The organism is Gemella haemolysans (genome assembly GCF_028308085.1).
Taxonomy (GTDB): Bacteria; Bacillota; Bacilli; order Staphylococcales; family Gemellaceae; genus Gemella; species Gemella haemolysans_D.
On record NZ_JAQMFS010000027.1, the window covers coordinates 21,936 to 43,182 of the forward strand.

14 protein-coding genes and 2 tRNA genes are annotated in these 21,247 nt (G+C 31.3%); 1 reads left to right on the plus strand and 15 read right to left on the minus strand.

Features of this window, described 5'->3' with window-relative positions:
• Positions 1-8: 8 nt before the first annotated feature.
• From pheS to PNO30_RS01850, 9 genes are all read right to left on the minus strand, one after another.
• Positions 9-1,031 carry a phenylalanine--tRNA ligase subunit alpha gene (gene pheS, locus PNO30_RS01810; protein ID WP_271986940.1) on the minus strand — a complete coding sequence of 341 codons (1,023 nt, stop codon included), beginning with the start codon at positions 1,029-1,031 and terminating at the stop codon, positions 9-11.
• 496 nt (positions 1,032-1,527) lie between these two features.
• Entirely contained in the window at positions 1,528-3,240 is a 1,713-nt protein-coding gene (gene ptsP, locus PNO30_RS01815; RefSeq protein ID WP_271986941.1) for a phosphoenolpyruvate--protein phosphotransferase, read from the minus strand.
• Between the two features lies 1 nt (position 3,241).
• Positions 3,242-3,505: a phosphocarrier protein HPr gene (locus tag PNO30_RS01820; protein WP_003145399.1), complete on the minus strand. Its 264-nt coding sequence runs from the start codon at positions 3,503-3,505 to the stop codon at positions 3,242-3,244.
• 335 nt (positions 3,506-3,840) lie between these two features.
• Entirely contained in the window at positions 3,841-4,605 is a 765-nt protein-coding gene (locus PNO30_RS01825; protein ID WP_271966362.1) for an epoxyqueuosine reductase QueH, read from the minus strand.
• Between the two features lie 177 nt (positions 4,606-4,782).
• The gene (gene ruvB / locus PNO30_RS01830; RefSeq protein WP_271986942.1) at positions 4,783-5,781 is read right to left on the minus strand and encodes a Holliday junction branch migration DNA helicase RuvB; all 999 of its coding nucleotides are present in this window, start codon (positions 5,779-5,781) and stop codon (positions 4,783-4,785) included.
• 19 nt (positions 5,782-5,800) lie between these two features.
• Positions 5,801-6,382 (minus strand): Holliday junction branch migration protein RuvA, encoded by a 582-nt coding sequence (gene ruvA, locus PNO30_RS01835; protein ID WP_271986943.1) that lies wholly within the window; start codon positions 6,380-6,382, stop codon positions 5,801-5,803.
• A gap of 137 nt (positions 6,383-6,519) precedes the next feature.
• Positions 6,520-7,407, minus strand: a complete 888-nt coding sequence (locus tag PNO30_RS01840) for a phosphate/phosphite/phosphonate ABC transporter substrate-binding protein (protein WP_271986944.1) — start codon at positions 7,405-7,407, stop codon at positions 6,520-6,522.
• 235 nt (positions 7,408-7,642) lie between these two features.
• Positions 7,643-7,716 (minus strand) — tRNA-Cys (locus PNO30_RS01845).
• Positions 7,717-7,735: 19 nt separating this feature from the next.
• A tRNA-His gene (locus PNO30_RS01850) sits at positions 7,736-7,811 on the minus strand.
• Positions 7,812-8,050: 239 nt separating this feature from the next.
• Between PNO30_RS01850 and PNO30_RS01855 the strand changes: the two genes are divergently transcribed.
• Positions 8,051-9,043 (plus strand): ornithine cyclodeaminase family protein, encoded by a 993-nt coding sequence (locus PNO30_RS01855; protein WP_271986945.1) that lies wholly within the window; start codon positions 8,051-8,053, stop codon positions 9,041-9,043.
• A gap of 52 nt (positions 9,044-9,095) precedes the next feature.
• On the opposite strand, the gene PNO30_RS01860 is transcribed toward PNO30_RS01855, so the two are convergent.
• From PNO30_RS01860 to PNO30_RS01885, 6 genes are all read right to left on the minus strand, one after another.
• Positions 9,096-9,479, minus strand: coding sequence for a VOC family protein (locus tag PNO30_RS01860; RefSeq protein ID WP_271986946.1), 384 nt, complete (start codon positions 9,477-9,479; stop codon positions 9,096-9,098).
• Positions 9,472-10,233: a copper homeostasis protein CutC gene (locus PNO30_RS01865; RefSeq protein ID WP_271986947.1), complete on the minus strand. Its 762-nt coding sequence runs from the start codon at positions 10,231-10,233 to the stop codon at positions 9,472-9,474. Before PNO30_RS01865 ends, PNO30_RS01860 begins: the two co-directional genes overlap by 8 nt.
• 138 nt (positions 10,234-10,371) lie before the next feature.
• The gene (locus PNO30_RS01870; RefSeq protein WP_271986948.1) at positions 10,372-16,710 is read right to left on the minus strand and encodes a ZmpA/ZmpB/ZmpC family metallo-endopeptidase; all 6,339 of its coding nucleotides are present in this window, start codon (positions 16,708-16,710) and stop codon (positions 10,372-10,374) included.
• A 255-nt stretch (positions 16,711-16,965) separates the two neighbouring features.
• Positions 16,966-18,705, minus strand: a complete 1,740-nt coding sequence (locus PNO30_RS01875; protein WP_271986949.1) for an ABC transporter ATP-binding protein — start codon at positions 18,703-18,705, stop codon at positions 16,966-16,968.
• A complete protein-coding gene (locus PNO30_RS01880; RefSeq protein ID WP_271986950.1) occupies positions 18,692-20,452 on the minus strand; it encodes an ABC transporter ATP-binding protein in 1,761 nt (586 codons plus the stop codon). The genes PNO30_RS01875 and PNO30_RS01880 overlap by 14 nt, the downstream gene beginning before the upstream one ends.
• Positions 20,453-21,199: an NAD-dependent protein deacylase gene (locus tag PNO30_RS01885; protein ID WP_271986951.1), complete on the minus strand. Its 747-nt coding sequence runs from the start codon at positions 21,197-21,199 to the stop codon at positions 20,453-20,455.
• Positions 21,200-21,247: the final 48 nt, after the last annotated feature.

Sequence of the window (21,247 nt, forward strand, 5' to 3'; positions counted from 1 at the left end):
ACCTCCTATTAATCGTTTCTATCACTATTGAATTGTTGTAAGAATCTTACATCATTTGTGTAGAAACTTCTAATATCGCTAATACCATATTTTAACATCGCAACACGTTCTGGTCCCATACCAAAAGCAAATCCAGTATAAACTTCTGGATCAAAACCAGCCATTTTTAGAACATTAGGGTGAACCATACCTGCTCCTAAAATTTCTAACCATTTAATGTTTTCTTCATCATCCTCGTTACCCCAAGATACATCAACCTCTACAGATGGTTCAGTAAATGGGAAGAAACTTGGACGTAGACGGATTTTTTTGTTTTCCCCGAATACAGCTTTAATAAAGTGTTCTAAAGTCCCTTTTAAATCACTAAATGTAATATTTTTATCAACTACTAATCCTTCAATTTGTGTAAACTGATGAGAGTGAGTAGCATCATCATTGTCACGACGGAATACTTTACCAGGGCAAATAATCTTGATTGGTCCTTCACCATTAGCTTTTAACATTTCACGAGCTTGAACAGGTGAAGTTTGTGTTCTCATTAACAGCTCATTTGTAATATAGAATGAATCTTGCATATCACGAGCCGGGTGATCTTTTGGTAAGTTTAACATTTCAAAGTTAAACTTGTCAGTTTCAACCTCTGGCCCTTCTGCAACAGAATATCCCATTGAAATAAAGATTTCTTCAATTTCTTGAATAATTTTGTTTAACGGATTTAATCCACCTAGTTGTACTTTTTTACTAGGAAGAGTCACATCAATCTCTTCGCTAGCTAATTTCAACTCTAATGCTACTTTGGCTAGTTCAGCTTTTTTTGCTTCTAAGCTATCATTAATGAACGTTTTCACTTCATTAACAAGTTTCCCAAAAGTTGGTCTTTCTTCTGGTGATAAATCACGTGCACCTTTCATAACTTCTGTTAATGCACCTTTTTTCCCTAAAAATTTAACTCTTAGGTCATAAAGTTTTTTTTCATCTTTAATTGTTTTAACTAATTCTAAATATTCTTTTCTTATATTCTCTAAAGTCATAAGTTCCTCCTTAAAAATTTAATATAAAGACATTGGTATAAGTTCTATTATTTATCCAAAATAAAAAGCCCTCAAGACTAAGTCTCAAGGGACGAATATATCGTGGTACCACCCGCATTTTAAAGCAATTTGCTTCCTTAATATGGTTTTTAACGGGTACCAACCGATTGTACTCATAATCTACTTATACAATTACTCATAAGCTGAAAATATATTCTCAGTTAGTACAACTCTTTCAGTCACGTAGTTGCTCCCTGTTAAAAAACATCCAATATACCGTCTTAATCATCGTTTTTGAAAAATTTTATATTTAAAATGATAATATAAAAACACTTCAATGTCAAGAAATATACGCATTTTCATTGAAAAATCTATAATTTTAAAAATACAAATCACTAAAAATCTAAACTTTAATTATTTAAAATTAATTATTGTTTACATGTTATTAAAATATAAAAAGGTTCTTGGTATAACCAAAAACCTTTCTTAAATTACATTATTTTGTATATTCTTCTACTAATGCTAATACTTCTTCAGTTGTTGAACACATAATAGCTTTATCAACTAACTCTTTCATTTTTTCTAATGATAAGTTTTTGATTTGGCTACGCGCTTGAAGAATTGAAGTAGCTGACATTGAGAATTCATCTAATCCCATACCTAATAGTAATGGAATAGCTAAGCTATCTCCTGCCATTTCCCCACACATTCCAGTCCATTTACCTTCATTGTGAGATGCTTCAATAACATTTTTCACAAGACGTAAGATTGCTGGGTTATATGGTTGGTATAAGTATGAAACTTTTTCACTCATACGGTCTGCAGCCATAGTATATTGAACTAAGTCGTTAGTACCAATTGAGAAGAAGTCAACTTCTTTAGCGAAAATATCAGCAATAACAGCAGTTGATGGAATCTCAACCATGATACCTAATTCGATATCGTTACTTACTGCAACACCTTCAGCTACTAATTTTTCTTTTTCTTCTAAGAATAAAGCTTTAGCAGCTCTAAATTCTTGAACTGTAGCGATCATTGGGAACATTACACAAAGTTTACCGTAAACAGAAGCACGTAATAATGCTCTAAGTTGAGTTCTGAATAAGTCTTTTTCTTCTAGACAAAGACGGATAGCTCTAAACCCTAAGAATGGGTTCATTTCTTTTGGTAAATCTAAGTATGGTAATTCTTTATCTCCACCGATATCTAAAGTACGAACAACAACAGGTTTATCACCCATTCCTTCTAATACAGCTTTGTAAGCTTCGAATTGTTCATCTTCAGTAGGTAGTTGATCACGTCCCATGTATAGGAACTCTGTACGATATAAACCAACAGCTTCCCCACCATTGTTGTTTACACCTTCTAAGTCAGCAGGTGTACCAATGTTTGCAGCTAAAAGAACTTCATGTCCATCTTGAGTTACAGATTTCTCTGTTACTAATTTAGCCCATTCAGCTTTTTGAGCTTCAAATTTAGCGTGTTTTTCTTTTAATTCAGCTGTAGTAGCTTCATCTGGGTTTACATATACAACACCTTCTAATCCGTCAAGAATTAAGATATCTCCATTTTTAACTTCTTCAGTAATTGTACTAGTTCCTACTACTGCAGGAATTTCTAATGATCTAGCCATGATAGCTGAGTGAGAAGTACGTCCACCAATGTTAGTTGCAAATCCTTTAACAAATTGTTTGTTAAGTTGCGCAGTATCAGATGGAGTTAAGTCTTCAGCAATAACGATTACTTCTTCATCAATTAAACTTGGGTTTGGTAAATCTACACCTAGTAAGTGAGCTAAAATACGTTTTGAAACGTCACGAATATCAGCTGCACGTTCTTTCATGTAGTCATTATCCATTGCTTCAAACATAGAAACAAACATGTCTGAAGTTTCTTTTAATGCGTATTCAGCATTAATTTCTTTTGATTGAATATCAGTTTTAACAGTTCCCATGAATTCTGGGTCTTCTAGAATTAATAAGTGAGCTTCAAAAATCGCCGCTTTATCAGCACCTAGATTTTCGTGAGCTTTATCTTTAATAATAGTTAATTCTTTTTTAGAAATTTCAATTGCATCTTCAAAACGTTTAACTTCAGTATCAACGTCTTGAACTTTAACTTCTTTAACTGTTAAATCAGGCTCAACAAAAATGTATGCTTTAGCAAAAGATATCCCTTGAGAAGCTGCAATACCTTTTAGTTGTAACATTTTATGCTAATCCTTCTTTCTTCATTGTTTCTTCTAAAGCTGCTAATGCTTCTGCTTCGTCAGCTCCGTCAGCGTAGATTACGATATCAGCGTCTTTTCCAACTCCAAGACTCATAACACCCATGATTGATTTTAAGTTAACTTTACGTCCGTTGAATTCTAATTCGATGTTTGATTGGAATTTAGAAGCAGCTTGTACTAATAAAGTTGCTGGTCTAGCGTGGATTCCTGTTTCGTCGATTACTTTAAATTCTTTTTGTAACATAGTTATGTCTCCTTTTATTTAAAAAAATATTTACATTCAAATAATACCATATGAAAGCAATATTTACAAGTGTTTTGTACTCATTCACCTTTAAATATCATATGTATTCTATAACAAAGAAAACCATTTCTTTTCCTATAGTAAGCAATCGCATTGAAACTAATGAAAAAATATGAAAACTGATTTTCAATATTAAAATCAAAAAAATAGTCAAATATACTAAAAAAGTATCAATTACAAGAGAAGTAACGATACTTTTTTATATTATATTATGCTGAAATAATTTAAAATCATTATATATTTATTGTTATATTGTAAACTATATAACAAATTTATTATACTAACTCTCCACCAACCTTAATAATTGATTTAAATTTTTCATAATCTTCATGATTTCTATTAAACTCACGAGCATTTTTATTTACTTCTTTAAAATCAATCCCTTGATCTTTTGCTGCAAAGACGCATCCGCAATAACATTGTCTATAAATATTATAATCATTACACATTTCTACAGATCTCTTATATCCATTATTCTTTTTAAAATCTGAAGGTAAATAATAAATTGACACTTGCTCCTGAAGAACATATCCAGCTTCATTAATTACAGTTGCATTTTTCTTAGGACTTAGAGTTAATGCAGATGCAAAATAATCATATCCTAACTCCTCTGCTTTTTGAGCTGATGAATCTAAACGCATTTCATAACAAATATGACATCTATCTCCACCTTCTCTATCTTCTTCATGACCTTTTACTGCACTAATAAATTTACTTGGTGCATACTCATCAGCTAAGAACTTAATTTTCTTATCATTTCTTTTATTAAACTCTTCAACAAAATCTTTTTGTACAAGCATACGTTTAATATATTCTTCTTTCGGATGAATATTTGAATTTGAGAAAAATATAGTTATGTCACTTATCTCTGATAAATACTCAAGTACATAAGTACTACAAGGTGCACAACAAGAGTGAATAAGAATCTTCGGTCTAAAATTTGTTTTTTCCCACTCTTTTATTAATTCCTTTAAGACATTATCATAATTTATTTTTTGATTTTTATGTCTTGTGTTTATAAATTGTTTACTATCGATCATACGAATTCAATCCTTCTAATATTTCTAATATTTTACTAAACAAGTTTAATATACTTTTTAATTTTTTACAATTAATATCATTACTAATTAAAAAGCATTATCAATAAATTAAAAACACGGATATTAATTACTTATACTTTTGAGCTCATAGCAATTTACATCCATGTTTTATTATTATTAACCTTTATAATTTATCCCTAAATGTTGGTATGCTTTAGGTGTTGCACGACGTCCTCTTGGAGTACGCTCAATGAACCCTTCCTTTACTAGATAAGGTTCATATACATCTTCAATAGTTATACTTTCTTCTCCTATTGTTACAGCGATAGTCTCTAATCCAACAGCACGACCATCATATCGTTTAATTAGACATTCTAAAATTTTATAATCAATATTATCAAGTCCTTTAGCATCAACTTGAAGCAAATCTAATGATTCTATCGCTAAATTTTTTGCTATTACACCATCATTCTTAACTTGTGCAAAATCCCTAACACGTTTTAATAACCTATTTGCAATACGAGGTGTACCACGAGATCTCATAGCAATTTCGTAAGAACTCTCTTCATCTATATCACATTCAAAAATATCTGAAGTTCGTTCTATGATATTTTGAAGTTCACTAATAGTATAGAACTCTAAACGACAATGCACTCCGAATCTATCCCTAAGAGGTGCTGTTAAAGCCCCAGCCCTAGTTGTCGCTCCTACTAACGTAAAAGGAGGAAGCTCAATTCTAATACTTCGTGATTCTTCACCTTTTCCTATTACAATATCAAGATAAAAATCTTCCATAGCTGAATATAATATTTCCTCAATTGATCTACTAATTCGATGTATTTCATCAATAAAAAGAACATCGCCCGGTTCTAAACTAGTTAAAATCGCTGCTAAATCCCCAGATTTTTCTATTGCAGGTCCAGAAGTATACTTAATACCTACTTCCATTTCATTTGCAATAATTGTCGCAAGTGTTGTTTTCCCTAATCCTGGAGGCCCATATAATAAACAATGGTCTAGCACCTCACCACGTAATTTCGCAGCTTCTATAAATATTTTCAAATTACTCTTAATTTGTTCTTGCCCTATGTACTGACTTAAAAATTTTGGTCTTAAAGACTGTTCTTCACGTTCTTCACCAAAGTTTTGACTAGCTGATACCATTCTATCTTCCATAATTTCCTCCTTTCACCTACTATGCATTCATCAATAGTTTTAATCCTTGTTTTACATATTCATCTACACCGTCAAACTGATGAGTAGAAAGTTTCTTCTCAATTTTTGTAAGTTCTTTTTTACTATATCCTAGTGCTTCTAGAGCAAGGATTGCATCACTTAGATAATTATTAACAGCCTTTGGTGCACTGCTTATATTCGTCATACTAAAATCAACCTTACCTTGTAAATCAAGAATAATTTGCTGAGCTGATTTTTTCCCAATTCCAGGAAACTTAGTTAAATAAACAGCATCTTGATTTTCAATAGCTCCAATAATTTCTTCACTAGTACCACCAGCTAAAATAGCTAAAGCACTTTTCGGTCCTACACCTTTGACTTTTAATAGAAGTAAAAAGACTTTCTTTTGTTCTTTATTTGAAAAACCATAAAGAACATTTGAATCTTCTCTTACTTGTTGGCTAATAAATACAGTTCTTTCTTCATTCAAGTGATATTCATATGGATTAGCTACTACAACTTCATAGCCTATCCCATTGTTATCTACCACTATATTAGACGGATTTACTTCCGAAATTTTACCTTTAATATACGCGTACATTACATTCACACTCCTGATTGATTATTTTATTATAAAATTAAACGAAAAAAATCTCAAGTGTTTTATTTAATTGATGGGTTTATATCTTTAATTAAAAGAAAAACTTGGCACTAGTAGTACCAAGTTCATTCTATCTATTATTTTACTTTATCTAAATCTACATTCATAACTTTTGCTGTAGCTTCAACTTTTTTATATGCATCTTGATCCACATCAGTAAATCCTGTGATACTGAACATCTTAGTGAACATTTCTTTCATTTTTGGATCTTTTTCAATATCTCTAAGAGCCTTCTCTAATTTTTCTTGAAGCTCTTTATCCATCTTACTAGAAGTCGTAACCATAATACCTGGAATCATATCACTTGTTGCTAATTTTTGAATATCAGTTTTAGCTTGAGGGAAGTCTTTAGCATATCTATCTTCAACTCCATCAAATGTTGCGATTACATCAACATCCTTGTTAAGAAGAAGTTGTAAGCTCTTATCATGTCCACCACTGAATTGATAACTAATATCCTTATCTAAGTTAAGACCAGCATTTACTAACATAGCACCCGGATAGATATATCCTGATGAAGATGAAGGATCAACAAATGCTACTTTTTTACCTTTAACATCTTGAAGAGATTTAATACCTGAGTCTTTTCTTACATATAGTTCAGCAGTATAACCAGGTTTCCCTGTTTTCCCCTTAGATGTTAAAATCGGTTTTGCATTACTTTGTTTTTGAGCAAGTAAAGATGAAAATGGAGGGATAATACCAAAATCAACACTTCCACTACCTAAACCTTCAACTACCCCTATATAATTACTTGCAGTAAAAGCTTCTACTTTTACTCCTAATCTTTCAGATAGATAATCAGAAATCGGCTTAAGATCTTCTACTAACTTCTCACTATTTTTTAGAGGAACAAATCCCATCTTAATAACTTTCTCTTCCTTTTTCGTCTCAGTTTTAGTAGAACATCCTACGATAGAGAAGACAAAAATAAAACTAAATAACGCCAATAATATTTTCTTCATATTATTTCCTCCTCGGTATATTTTATTAATTTGATATAATTTTATCACAAAAAAATTAATATATCTACCTTAAATTTAAATAACAGAAAAATTTAACAGAAATTTTGCTGTTTAAAGAAAAAATGTTCGGTAATTACTAATAAATTTTCAAATATTTGAATAATCTATAATAAAGAATATAATAAAAACCGTAATTTAGGCATAAAAAAAACACCTTTAAAAAGATGATTAAAATTGGAGGCGGCTACCGGATTTGAACCGGTGATCAAGGTTTTGCAGACCCGTGCCTTACCACTTGGCTAAGCCGCCTTATTGTATTTAATTTTAATGGGGCGGCTGAGGGGAATCGAACCCCCGAATGTCGGAACCACAATCCGATGCGTTAACCACTTCGCCACAGCCGCCATATTTAACAACAATATTTATTATACATTTTCCATCAAATTATGTCAAGAACTTTTTAAGATATTTTTTATAGTTCAATCCAAAACACTTATTCTAATAGTAATCTAAATTAATTATACATTTAACTACAAACGCGGATGTTTTATTATATTATTCTTATATCTCAGCTATCTCTTACTATACTTCTCTCATCATGATATAATTAAATTATAAATAAACAGACTGGGAGAATACAATTATGATAATTCTAAATAAAGAAAATGTACAAAAATGTATTACTATGAAAAAAGCGATTGAAATTTGTAAAGAAGCCACAAAAAACTATTGTTTAAATAAGACAGATATTCCGTTGAGAACTCCTATTATATCTGAAAGAAATAATGGACAAGTACTTTTTATGCCAGGAAAAATATCTTCTGAATCAGATAACATTGGAATAAAAATAGTATCGGTTTATCCTGATAATTCTTTAATAAGCTTGCCTTCTGTTCCTTCTACTATGATTACTTTAGACGAAAAGACAGGTATAGTAAATGGAATAATAGATGGAACTTATTTAACAGCTTTACGAACTGCTGCTTTACAAGGTGCTGCTACTGATTTATTATCCAATAAAGATAGCAAAATCGCAACATTAATAGGAACTGGTGGTCAAGCTTTTGAACAAGCTCGAGCTTTACTAACAGTTAGAAATCTATCAGAACTCAGAGTTGTTGCCAGAAATTTTGATAAAACTAAAAAATTTGTAGAAAAGCTAAAGGAAGAACTGAACAATTTCGATACAGTTATTATCGCTTACGAAAATGTTAATGATGCAACAATTGATTCAGATATAATTACCACAGTAACAACTTCTACGACACCAACCTTCTCTGCAAAACACTTAAAACAAGGCGTTCATATTAATGGGATAGGATCATTTACTTACGATATGGTTGAACTTCCTTCTGAGATAATAAATTCTAACAATAAAATTTACTTCGATACAAAAGACGGTGTTCTTAGTGAAGCTGGTGACATACTTCAGCCTCTAGAAAACGAACTAATTTCTCACGGAGATTTCAAAGGAGAACTTGGAGAACTAGTTTTGAATTCTATTGAAGGTCGAACTAGTAAAGATGAAATTACAATCTTCAAATCAGTTGGGAGTGCTGTATTAGATATAGCATGTGCCGACTATATAATAAAAGAGGCCATAAAATCAAATATCGGAACAAAAATTGATATATAAAATGATGTAAAATTAAACTCCTTCCCCATAGAGGGTTAGGAGTTTATTATTTTTACTCATGAATTTCTAAAGGTAATCCATCTGGATCAAAGAAAAATGCCATCTTTTTATTATCAAAATCATCATACCTTAACGATTCATGAACAATACCAAGTTCATCAAATTTTTCTAGTATTTTCTCGACATTATCTACCTTAAACGCCAAATGTCTTAATCCTGTATGTTCTGGATTTGGCATTTTCGGTCTAATTGGTGCATCTTCTTTTATAAAAATTTCTAATACCAAATCACCCTGTTGTACATTTATGATAATGTCATTTTTATTTTTCCTATTATACTCACTTATTACTTTAAATCCTAATTTCTCCACATAAAACTCTCTAGTTTTTTGATAATTAGTTCCAATAATCGCTATATGATGAATATTACTAAACATTAATCTCTTCCTTATTTATATTCCTAACTATTTCTATCGCTTCTGCTAATTGTACAGGATCAACTTCTTCAAAATCCCCTTTTTCTGTGTATCTATAAGTTACATCGTCAGCAGTTGTCGTTACGTCTACTCCATACTTTTTAAATGTTCCATGCACCTGTGTAACCCCTGTTTTAGTAATAATTTTTTCGATATTGTCCGTTGAAATACCAGCACCTGCAAGTATTTCTATATGTTGGCCAAATTTTTCTTGAAGATATTTTAACAACTTAGCACCCCTATTAACATTCGCTCCTAGTCCACTTGTTAAAACTCTAGTACAACCAAGACCTATTAAACGCTGTAGGTTATACTCTGGTTCATCTGAACAGTCAAACGCTCTATGAAAGACACTCTCTGCTCCAAAACTATCACAAAGCTCTATCATCTTCTCAGTTTCAACCCAATCAATCTTCCTATCTTCAGTAAGAAATCCAAAAACAATCCCATTTGCACCATGTTTTAAAAGCTCTTTTGCTTCTCTAAACATTTGTTCTTTTTCTAGTTTCGAATAGCAAAAACCGCCTCCCCTTGGTCTCACCATCGCCATTATAGGAATTTCTACTCCGCTTTCAAGTACCATATCCAAAACTGTAGTAGTAGGAGTTAACCCACCTAGGTAACTTGCGCTTATTAATTCTATTCTATCAGCACCTTCACTTTGTGCAATTAAACAATCTTGAACACTATTTGCACATACTTCGACTTTTATCATAATTTAAATCTCCTTTTATTACTTTAGTTCTATTATAACATAATTCAAAATAACAATAGAAATTTATTCTTTATATATAAATAAGGATACAAGACATAAAATCTCATATCCTTATTGTTAAACGTATTATACTCTATGTTATTCTTCACCAAAAATTGAAGTTCTAAAATCTTTCGTTTTATCAAGATACGCTTTAAAGATTGCTCGTTTTAGTTTAAGAACTCTACTATTTGTGTCAGGGTATAATTTTGCCACATCATCTTCAGCATCTTTTTGAACCGCTTCGTATATTATACTTCTTAACTTACTAATATTATCAATAGTTACCGTCTCTTGACGTACCCAATTATTAGGATTTATAAAGCTAATATTTGTTAATTTATTGAATTTATTTTCTCGTTCTTTATACATTTCTTTTTTGAAATCAGCCCAAGATGAATACTGGTTATTAAATATCTTATTAAGCACTAATTTATCAGTTACCAATCCTACTTCCTTACCGTATGAATTAATTTTGCTTCCATTAGCTTTTGCTTCATTTTCATATTGGTTAGAAATATAAGGTACCATACCTTCTTTATATCCTTTTGCAGCTAATAGTTCAAACGCCATACGACGACCCATTAAATCACCCGGAGTCCCTTTATCATTACTTAAGGCAGAATATATTGGCGAGAAAAGATTGATTGTATAGTATCCATTTCGTTTATACTCACCTTCATCAATATACCCTCTTCTTGTGATTATATCATTATCTATTAAACTATTGAAAGAAGTTAATTTATTAAGCTCATCATGTTTTAATCTACGGACTACATTTGTTGCATAAACATTATTTCCATCAGGATCAGGTTTATACTCATTCTCTATTTTCCTTAATAGATCACCTTTCTCATTAGGACCTAAATTAACTACTGCTTCTCCTTCTAATTTCTCAAGTGTATAAACTAAATCAAATAAGTTATGCATATATTTACGCAAGTCTTCTGCACTATTGAATCGTTGAGTTGGATCTTTCACTTGTAGTCTATTAGCATTTTCCGCTTCATCATATTTTAGTACAGAATTTATCGTGATTGTTGCATCATCTGGATGATCAGGAGCTTGAAGTAATCCTTTTGCATAAAACTCAGGTCCTAATCCACTTCTTCTTCCATATCCTCCAAGATAAATTTCTCTATCTGAGTTATGCGTCATTTCATGAGTATATGTTACTGCACCAGCCTTATCAAGCATACGATAAGCCATATAATAGAATGCATCGCCTGTTGCATAAGCACCATTAGCATTATGAACTACATTATTACCTGCTGGTCCAAAGAAATGTTTAATTGCAGGATGATTAGTAGAGAAATCTGCTTGGCTAACGTCATTATTATTATCATTTCCAAATCTGAAAGAGTCATATACCAAAATACTTCTAAACAATTTATCTTTATCTTTCAGATCTAATATTTTGTACCAATAATCATAGTGATCCCTAAATCGTTTAGCCGCTTCTTTTGCATTTTCTTCTACAAATTTAGTTAATTTATCTCCCTTAGGATATTCAGGACTTCTATATCTATCATAAGCACCAAAACCTATAGTCGAAATATTCGCTATCATGAACACCATTTTTTCTTCTGGTAAAGTTAATAACGGTAAGACCATACTTTGATATTTCCAAGATGGACTTGTTAATCTATCATATACCCCAATAGAATACTCAGTTCCTTGTTCTGATTGTTTTTCTCTTACTTCCTTAATATTAGATTTTTCTTCTACTATATAAGCTTTTGATTGTTTTTTGAACCAGTCGTTATTAGAAACATTTGGTAAGAACACTTTTCTATAACCTTCTAATGCTTTAAATAAACTTTCAGTTCCATAATTTTTCGATAATAATACATTATATGTAATAACATTATTTTTAGCTAATAAATTGTTAAATCCAGATTTACCTAAATCAATAACATTATCTAATGCAGAACTATTAGATTTACCAAAGAAGTCTAGATGATATAATACTAAATCTTTTGCACTTGCATTATCGTATTTAAAATTATACCAACGTTCTAGATATGTTAAACCTAAAAGTAACGCTTCCTTATTATTCTTAATTTTCTCAATTACATAATTATCTATTATCTTATTGTTATTTTCAGCTACTGCGGCATCTGCAGAAAGAAGTTTTGATAAAGTATCTTTTATATTTGCTTTTGTTTTAACAAATTGCTCGTCTAAGTATAATTCCGTATTTTTAACTTTATCTGAGATATCTAATATTTTCTTAACTGCATTAGAGTCATATTGTACAGAATTCAAGTCAGTTAAAACATTATTTACAATATTACTATAGTCATGCAATAGCGTATTAGGAGTATATAATAATCCTTGACCCTCTATATTATACTCAGCAACTTTAGAGAAATCCTCTTTATATGTAATATTTAATACTTGTGATTTATTACCTTCAAAATGTAACAATAATTTATTGATTTCACGTTTATTTTTATTAATATCAGTTATTACTTCATTATTTTTCATAGGAACAACTGATAAAAGTTTTTTAGTAAATAAATCACTGTTACCCCCTACTAAATTACCATACTTAACTATTGTTTCTCTGTTATAGAAAGGAAGTAATTTTTCAATATTTTTATACACTTGTTCTCTCGACTGTTGATAACCTGCTACTTCATTGTAATTAGTAGTGTATCTTGAAGTAAAATCAAAATCTTCTACTTTAGTGCTGTGTTTAGTAACCAATTCTGCTTTTTTCTCTTTTACTTTATCAGCATCTAATACCGTACCTCTTTGTACATCTGAATCTTTAGTCACAAGTTCATCATCCACTTGAACTACATTTACTACTTTATTACCTTTACTACTATAAGCATAATCTTCTTTCATATTATCAAAATTATCACCAGATATAGCATTACCATTTGTTACGTTAACATCACTTAAAACATTTGATAGTTTACCTGAGTTACTTACATCTTGTGAATCTCTATCCCAAAGATTACCAGCAACTCCCCCAACTTTTCCAAAGTGTCGCACATTGTTAACATTTCCTTCAACATAGCTATACTTAATTGTCGCACTTTTCTCAACAACTCCGGCTATACCACCAACAATTTGATCTCCTGATTTTGCATTAGATGCTATATCAATCGATGCTATTGATTTCTCTATAGAAGCAAGCGAACCAGAAAGTTTACCTGCTAAACCACCAATTTCATACCCTGCAGTTGTATCATACGTGTTAGTTATTCTACCTGTAAAACTGCTATTAGAAATTCTAGAGTTATCTACTTTTGAAACCAATCCACCAATTCCACGTTCACCAGCTATAACACCAGATGAATGAACATTAGTAATTGTAGTACCATTATTCGCTTGTTTCGCTATTGTAGCAGCATCTTCTTTAGAAGAAACATTAGCTTCTTTTATTGAAAGATCTTGAATAGTGGCATTACTTAAAGTATTAAATAACGGTTTTTTCAGGTTATATATAGCGTAATGTTTATCTTTGTTCGCACCAATTAATTTACCACTAAAATCTTTATTAACATAACTTTCTTGACCCTCTGAAAGTTCAACTTCACGAGCATCCATAGTAGCTCCTAAACGAAATGTACCATGTGGATCATTATTCATAGCATCTACTAGATTTTTGAATGATGTATAAACTCCTTTTTCGCTTTTTACTGCCTTAGGTAAGTAATACGTATAATTTTCTAATACATTATTATTTTCATGTTGAATTAAATTTTCTGCATGAGCTACTATTTTATATACTTCTTTTCCATCTTTTTCAGCATTAGAAATTTCAGTAACTGGTAAAATAATATCTTTGAAATTTTCTGACTTAACTTTCATAAAGTATTTCGTCGAGTCACTTGGTACATCGTTAAGTGATGTTACATGTCGATACTTACTACCCTCTTTTGAATAAAGTTCAACAGAAGATATATTTCTAAGTTCTAATTTTTTATCAACTTGCTTTTCTTCTTTAATATCATCTTTTTTCTCATCTTTATGACGCTCTAGAGCATCATAGTTAGGTGTAATTTCTTTTCCTTTTATTATACTTCTAATCCAATCTAATTGTGTCGGAGATAGTATTAATCCACCTGAACGGTTCTCAGCACCATTTTGATGAAGTCCGACCACTTCTCCTTTAGAGTTAAAGATTCCTCCACCACTCATACCAGCTTTTCCACCTTGGTACTGAACACCATAAGTATTATTTGCATATTTTTGTTCCATTTCAACAGTTGTATCTTTTAAGTGAGTGTACTCTCCTCTAGGATAACCATAAACATTTAACTTATCATTAACATTTACTTTCGAGTAATTTTCTACTAAGTTCGCGTGTTGTCTTCTTGTAGATTGAGGTAAGGTAACAACAGCCAAATCATAGATAAATCCTTTTGGATAATCTTTTTGATTATAGAAGTGAATGTCCTCTGATGTGAATGAACCTTTTTGTCCATCAGGCGTTTGCCATTCATATGTATTTTTAGCCTTGTCTCCTCTAAATTCACCCATACTATTGTCTGCAGAATTATTAATGAAATTATGTGCTACAGTCAACAATACATTAGGCGCTATAAATGTAGCTGATCCCGTTCCAGACAATGCTTGATTACCTTTAATAAAATTCATTCTAAGTAGTGCACTGGCATTTTTTGGAACATTATTTATTTCTGCTGTATTGCTATTTTCTACAGTAGGTTTTGAATCTTCTGTTTTCAGTGGCTCTATTTTCCCAGTATATTCTTTTGGTGGCTCGATTTTTTCGGGTTCTACTATCGCTCCGGCCTGCACTCCCGTATACTCTTTTGGTGCTTCTCTTTTCTCTGGTTCGACAATTGCACCAGCTTGCACTCCTGTATACTCTTTCGGTGCTTCCGCTTTTTCTGGTTCTACTATTGCTCCGGCTTGCACTCCTGTGTACTCTTTCGGCACTTCTGCTTTCTCAGGTTCTACTATCGCTCCAGCTTGTGCCCCCGTATATTCTTTTGGCGGTTCTACTTTCTCTGGTTCAACTAATTCTCCAGAAGTAACTCCACCGTATTGTGGCTCTACTTTTTCGGGTTCAACTATTGCTCCAGCCTGTACTCCTGTATACTCTTTCGGTGCTTCTGCTTTTTCCGGTTCTACTATAGCTCCGGCCTGCACTCCTGTGTACTCTTTCGGTGCTTCTGCTTTTGCTGGTTCTACTATCGCTCCGGCCTGCACTCCTGTGTACTCTTTTGGCGCTTCTGTTTTTGCTGGTTCTACTATCGCTCCGGCTTGTACCCCGTTATACTCAGGTTTTACTTCAACAGTAGGTTTTACTAATTTTTCACCTTTTTGAGTAATAGTACTAACTGCCTTTTTCGTTCCTTTTTCTATAATTTCTGAAACTGGTGCTTTTGTATTAGTAGAAATTAATTCTTTGGAAACTTCTTTCCCTTCTACAGTAAATACTCTTATAACTTCAGTCTTTTTACCTACTTTTCCATATCGTTTTACTCTTATTGTTCCTTCAGGCAACTGATTATTATTTTCTATAACTTGATTATATTGTATCGGTGTCTCTACTATTTTATCAGTATATAATAATTCAGGTTTAGTCAGCTTTCCAGCCAAAACTTCATCTTGAGGATTCACTGTATTAACCCCTAATACTTTTCTATCCTCATTTTTATTTGTATTCTCTATTACTTTTTTGTTTTCTTTTTTATTATTATTTTCTGATACTTTTTTATTTTCTTTTTTGTCAGTATTAGTTAGTATTGTTTTAGCTTCCTGTTTATTATCTATTACATTTGTATTTGTAATTTCTTTTAACTGCGGTTGATTTTTATCATTTTGTTGTGAAATAACATTTTCTTTACTATCTTCTTTTATTATTTTAGTTTGAGCTTCATTTTTAATAAAGCCAACAAAACTATATCCAGGAATTGCAGAAATCTCTGGTAACTTATCACCCACTTTTAGGTTATAATCCATGTTGTAAACCGATAATTGTAAGTCTTCCATAGCACGAACAGGTAGCTCTAGAGTAGTTGCTCCCATACTCGTAACTAATAGTATTGATAATATTTTGCGTGTTTTATTTTTACCTTTTGCTACAGCGACCACTAATAGACCTAACATACCTCCTAGAAGCATACTTCCTACTCCATAATTTAAACCAGTATTAGGTAATTTATTAAGTTGTGTTGTTTTAGTTGGTTTAAATACTAAGTAATATGTCTCTTCCGTACTATTTACAACATTTGGTACTTCTTTTCTTATTAGTTCCTTTTCTTTATCAGTAAGTTTATCTTCTCCTACATATTTATAGTGGATAATTGCATTATCTGCCGCCTTCACTATATAATCTTCAGGTTGAACAGTCGACATTAAGAAAAAAGATCCTATCGTCATAGAACAAACTCCAACAGTCAATTTTCTTAACGAAAACTTATTATATTTTTCCCCTAAATATTTTCTCAACTTTATACCCTTCTTTCATAATATGATACTAAGATTAATTTTGTTTATAATTAATACATTAATTGTAAGCTTTTTCCATACTAAATGCAAGAAAACAGACATAAGATCGATGTGTTGATGTATTAGTATTTATTTTTAATATAAAATTTACACAATTATAATTAACACTTTAAATTTATGTTAACTCATACTGTATATAGTCATTTCTTCTTCATAAAAAAACTGGAAGCTACTTAATTCACTTCCAGTTTAAATCTATTTATTTAACATACCGGCTTGCAGTTGGTACATTTTATAATAATTACCTTTTAAAGCTATTAACTCTTCATGTGTTCCAGATTCGATAATCTCACCTTTATCTAATACATAGATGCAATTAGAATCTTGTATAGTAGATAATCTATGAGCAATCGCTATAGTCGTTCTACCTTTTCTCATTTTTTCAAGCGAATTTTGAATCAATTCTTCTGTTTCAGAATCAATATTCGCTGTTGCTTCATCAAGAATTAGAATTTTCGGTTTACTTGCTATAGTTCTAGCAAATGTAAGTAGTTGTCTTTCTCCACTAGAAAAAGTTGCCCCTCTTTCAGTAACTATACTATCATACTTATCTTCAAGTTTATCAATAAAGTTATGTGCATCAACGAACTTAGCCGCTTCAATAACATCTTCTCTTGTTAATTTTTCATTATACATCTTAATATTAGACTCTACAGTCCCATGATATAAGAACGGATCTTGAAGAACTAATCCAACACTGTTTCTTAATTCTTTAGAACTATAATCTTTAATATCAACACCGTCAATTAAGATTTCCCCTCTATCATAATCATAAAATCTTAGGAAAAGATTCATAATTGATGATTTACCAGAACCAGTAGCTCCAACAAATGCTATACTTTCTCCATTTTTTACACTAAAGGAAATATTTTTAAGTACATCACGCTTACCATCATATGAGAAACTAACATTCTTAAACTCAATATCACCTCGAGAAATTTTATAATCAGTTTCTCTTTGTTCTGGCTCATATTCTTCATTATCTATAAGTGTGAAAACACGTCCTGCAGAAATTATAGAAGTTTGAAGAATTGAGAAATTTTGCATTAGTTCAATTAACGGATTGAAAAGTTGATTCGTATATTGAATAAATGCATAAATTATCCCGGCTGTAAAGCCAGCACTTTCAAAACTTAGACCAAAGTATGTAACAATAACCCCATACGCTAACACTTTAAATAATGCCATCGCAGGTCGTAGTAATAGACTATCAACTTTTAATGATTTAGTATAATAACGAAGATGCTCATTATTAACCTCACCAAATTCATCTATTAAACGTTGTTCTTGGTTAAATGCTTGAATTATCTTCATACCTTCGATTGACTCAGACAACTTAGTATTCATCTCACTAATTTTCGCTCGAGAAATTTCTACAAGTTTACTAGATAACTTCTGATACATATACACAGAACCAACCATAACAGGAATGAATAAGATCATATATATAGTAAGTTGCCAACTTAAAGCAATCATCGCAGAAAGTGTTACTACAAACATAAGAATAGTATTTAAGAAACTAGAGAAAATCGTACCAAACATATCCGCAACAGCTTGTGTATCATTAGTTAACCTTGATACAACAGAACCTACTGGAGTCTTATCAAAATAAGACATCCCTAATTTTTGTAAGTTTTTAAAACTATCATTTCGTAAATCTCTTACTATACTATGAGCTACTCTTGCAAAGTAGAATTCTCCTAAAAATGTAAATACTACTCTTAGAATAAATAACCCAAAATAAATTATTAATATATATAACCCTGCTTTAGCAATATTTTTTGTAATAAAGTTATCAATATAATACTGAGCTAAAAGAGGAATTGCTGTCGCTACTATAGAAGTTAGTAATATAAATAATAATGCTAATACCGATAGCCCTTTATATCGGAACATATAACGCATTAATCTAAAAAATGTTTTACTTTTCGACATCTTCACTTCCTCCTTTCAAGTTTTCTTCCATCTGTTGACTTTCATAAGTCTCTTTATACCAACCGTTATTTGCTATTAACTCATCGTGAGTACCTTTTTCAATAATAGTATCATCACCTAAAACAATTATTAAGTCAGCTTCAACAACCGCAGATAGTCTGTGAGCTGTAATAATATTTGTCTGACCACTACGTTGTTCTTTTAAGTTTTCTAAAATAATGTGCTCCGTCTTAGCATCAACAGCAGATAAAGAATCATCAAGAATTAATATCTCTGGATTAATAATCAATGCACGACTCATAGCTAAACGTTGTTTTTGACCTCCAGAAAGACTAACACCTTTTTCTCCGACAATTGTATCAAACTTCTCAGGCATAGCCATTATATCCTCATATAAGCCACAGATTTTCGTAATTTCTTCTACCTTTTTATCATCGATTAAAGGGTTAGCAAAACGAATATTTTCTTTAATCGACATAGCGAATAGTACCTGGTCTTGCGGTACATATCCAATAAGTTTTCTTAAATCACTTAGACTGTAGTCAGCAATATCTCGATTATTAAGTAGGATATTCCCCGACTTAATATTAAATTCTCTTAGTAACAATCTTAGTAAAGTAGTTTTACCTGAACCAGTAACACCTACAATACCGAGGGTTTGACCTTTTTCAATAGCAAACTTAATATCTTTCAATATAGTCTTACCTTCTTCAAATTCAAAGTTGTTGATATTATACTCTAATCTTCCATTTTCAGCTTTAACTTTACTGTTTAAATTAGTATTAACATCATTAACTTCATCTAATAAACTCTCAATACGCTTATAAGATACCTCACCACGTTGTGAGATATTATATAACCAACCTATCGCTTGAAGCGGCCATACTAACATATCAAGATACGTAACGAAAGTAACTAACTTACCAACAGATAACTCTCCATTAGAAACAAATATACCACCAAAAACAAGCGTAAGTGTATAAGATAATCCAACGAAGATTAATACCATTGGATCGAATAAAGAATTATACTTAGCAGCAATAACATTCTTTCCGAATACTTTTTTATTAACTTCTTTAAAACTCTTAATTTCATCGTTACCATAACCGAATGATTTCGTAACTTTTATACCTGAAACACTCTCTTGAACCTTATTATTCAAATCAGAAAAAGATTCTTGCGCTTCTTCAAAACTTTCATAGTTTTTATCACCAATATAATTAGTAGCATACGCTAAAAATGGTAAAGGAATAATCGCTATTAAAGTTAATTTGAAATCTATTAAGAATATCATCGTGAACAGCGTAACTAGTGCAGTAATACTTGCATCAACCGCAGACATTACTCCTCCACCTGCAACCATTGCCACAGAGTTTATATCGTTCGTCGCATGTGCCATTAAATCTCCAGTACGGTACTTTTGGAAGAACGAAGGAGACATTTTTGTAAAATGTTCAAAAAGTCTCGATCTTAAAATACGACCTAAGTTATACGCAGCTCCAAAAATGTAAACACGCCAAACATAACGAAGAGCATACATAGCCAGAGCAGCTAATACTAAATAACCAACATTTAAAAATAACTGTCCATTCGTCAGATTACCTGATTCAATTCTATCAATTACTGTACCGATAACTTTCGGTGGAATCAAGTTAAAAATACTTACTAGAATAAGAGCAATTATTCCTATTAAATATCGTTTTTTTTCTAGCTTCATAAACCAAGCTAATTTTCTAAATAAATACATCTACATTCCTCCTTCTCTTTCTTCTAATTTTGAGAAGACCTCTCCGATTTTTCCACTAATAACAAGATCTGCCATATTATCCTGTGGTGTAGAAGTTTTATTAATAACAATTAAATACTTACCTCTAAAATAATGCAATAAGTTAGCAGCAGGATAAACACTTAATGAAGTTCCGCCAATAATCAATACATCAGCTTTTTCTATAAAGTTAATAGCAGCATTAAATACTGTCATATCAAGTTCTTCTTCATAAAGAGTTACATAAGGTTTTATAACCCCACCACATTTATCACAACTAGGTATTTCTTCAGTCTTAGCTAAGAAATCTTCTAAATTATAAAAAGACTTACACTTCGTACAATAGTTTGCATCCACACTTCCATGTAGTTTCAAAACATTTTTACTTCCTGCTTGTTCATGAAGTGTGTCTATATTTTGGGTAACAATAGCTTTTAACTTACCTTGTTTTTCTAACTCCGCTAAATAATAATGTGCCTTATTCGGTTTAGCATCAGGATAGACCAAATGCTTCTTATAAAAATCAAAGAAATCTACAGGATACTTCACAAACATCGTTCTTGATACGAGCTGTTCTGGAGTAAAATGGCGATTAAGTTCCACGCTAAATACACCATTTGCACTTCTAAAATCTGGAATATCAGATTCTGTAGAAACACCAGCACCACCAAAAAATACAATATTGTCATTTGACTTTATTATTTCTCTTAGTTTTTCTATATTATTCATAATACTACCTCCTTATAATATTATAAAAAGCTATTAAAAGAAGGAAAC

What these genes read in the sequence shown, in the direction of transcription:
- ruvA (WP_271986943.1), bottom strand. Translation starts at nt 6,382, where the DNA reads ATGTACGCGTATATTAAAGGTAAAATTTCGGAAGTAAATCCGTCTAAT.
- PNO30_RS01885 (WP_271986951.1), bottom strand. Translation starts at nt 21,199, where the DNA reads ATGAATAATATAGAAAAACTAAGAGAAATAATAAAGTCAAATGACAAT.
- ruvB (WP_271986942.1), bottom strand. Translation starts at nt 5,781, where the DNA reads ATGGAAGATAGAATGGTATCAGCTAGTCAAAACTTTGGTGAAGAACGT.
- PNO30_RS01820 (WP_003145399.1), bottom strand. Translation starts at nt 3,505, where the DNA reads ATGTTACAAAAAGAATTTAAAGTAATCGACGAAACAGGAATCCACGCT.
- PNO30_RS01880 (WP_271986950.1), bottom strand. Translation starts at nt 20,452, where the DNA reads ATGTATTTATTTAGAAAATTAGCTTGGTTTATGAAGCTAGAAAAAAAA.
- PNO30_RS01840 (WP_271986944.1), bottom strand. Translation starts at nt 7,407, where the DNA reads ATGAAGAAAATATTATTGGCGTTATTTAGTTTTATTTTTGTCTTCTCT.
- PNO30_RS01855 (WP_271986945.1), top strand. Translation starts at nt 8,051, where the DNA reads ATGATAATTCTAAATAAAGAAAATGTACAAAAATGTATTACTATGAAA.
- PNO30_RS01825 (WP_271966362.1), bottom strand. Translation starts at nt 4,605, where the DNA reads ATGATCGATAGTAAACAATTTATAAACACAAGACATAAAAATCAAAAA.
- ptsP (WP_271986941.1), bottom strand. Translation starts at nt 3,240, where the DNA reads ATGTTACAACTAAAAGGTATTGCAGCTTCTCAAGGGATATCTTTTGCT.
- PNO30_RS01875 (WP_271986949.1), bottom strand. Translation starts at nt 18,705, where the DNA reads ATGTCGAAAAGTAAAACATTTTTTAGATTAATGCGTTATATGTTCCGA.
- PNO30_RS01860 (WP_271986946.1), bottom strand. Translation starts at nt 9,479, where the DNA reads ATGTTTAGTAATATTCATCATATAGCGATTATTGGAACTAATTATCAA.
- PNO30_RS01865 (WP_271986947.1), bottom strand. Translation starts at nt 10,233, where the DNA reads ATGATAAAAGTCGAAGTATGTGCAAATAGTGTTCAAGATTGTTTAATT.
- pheS (WP_271986940.1), bottom strand. Translation starts at nt 1,031, where the DNA reads ATGACTTTAGAGAATATAAGAAAAGAATATTTAGAATTAGTTAAAACA.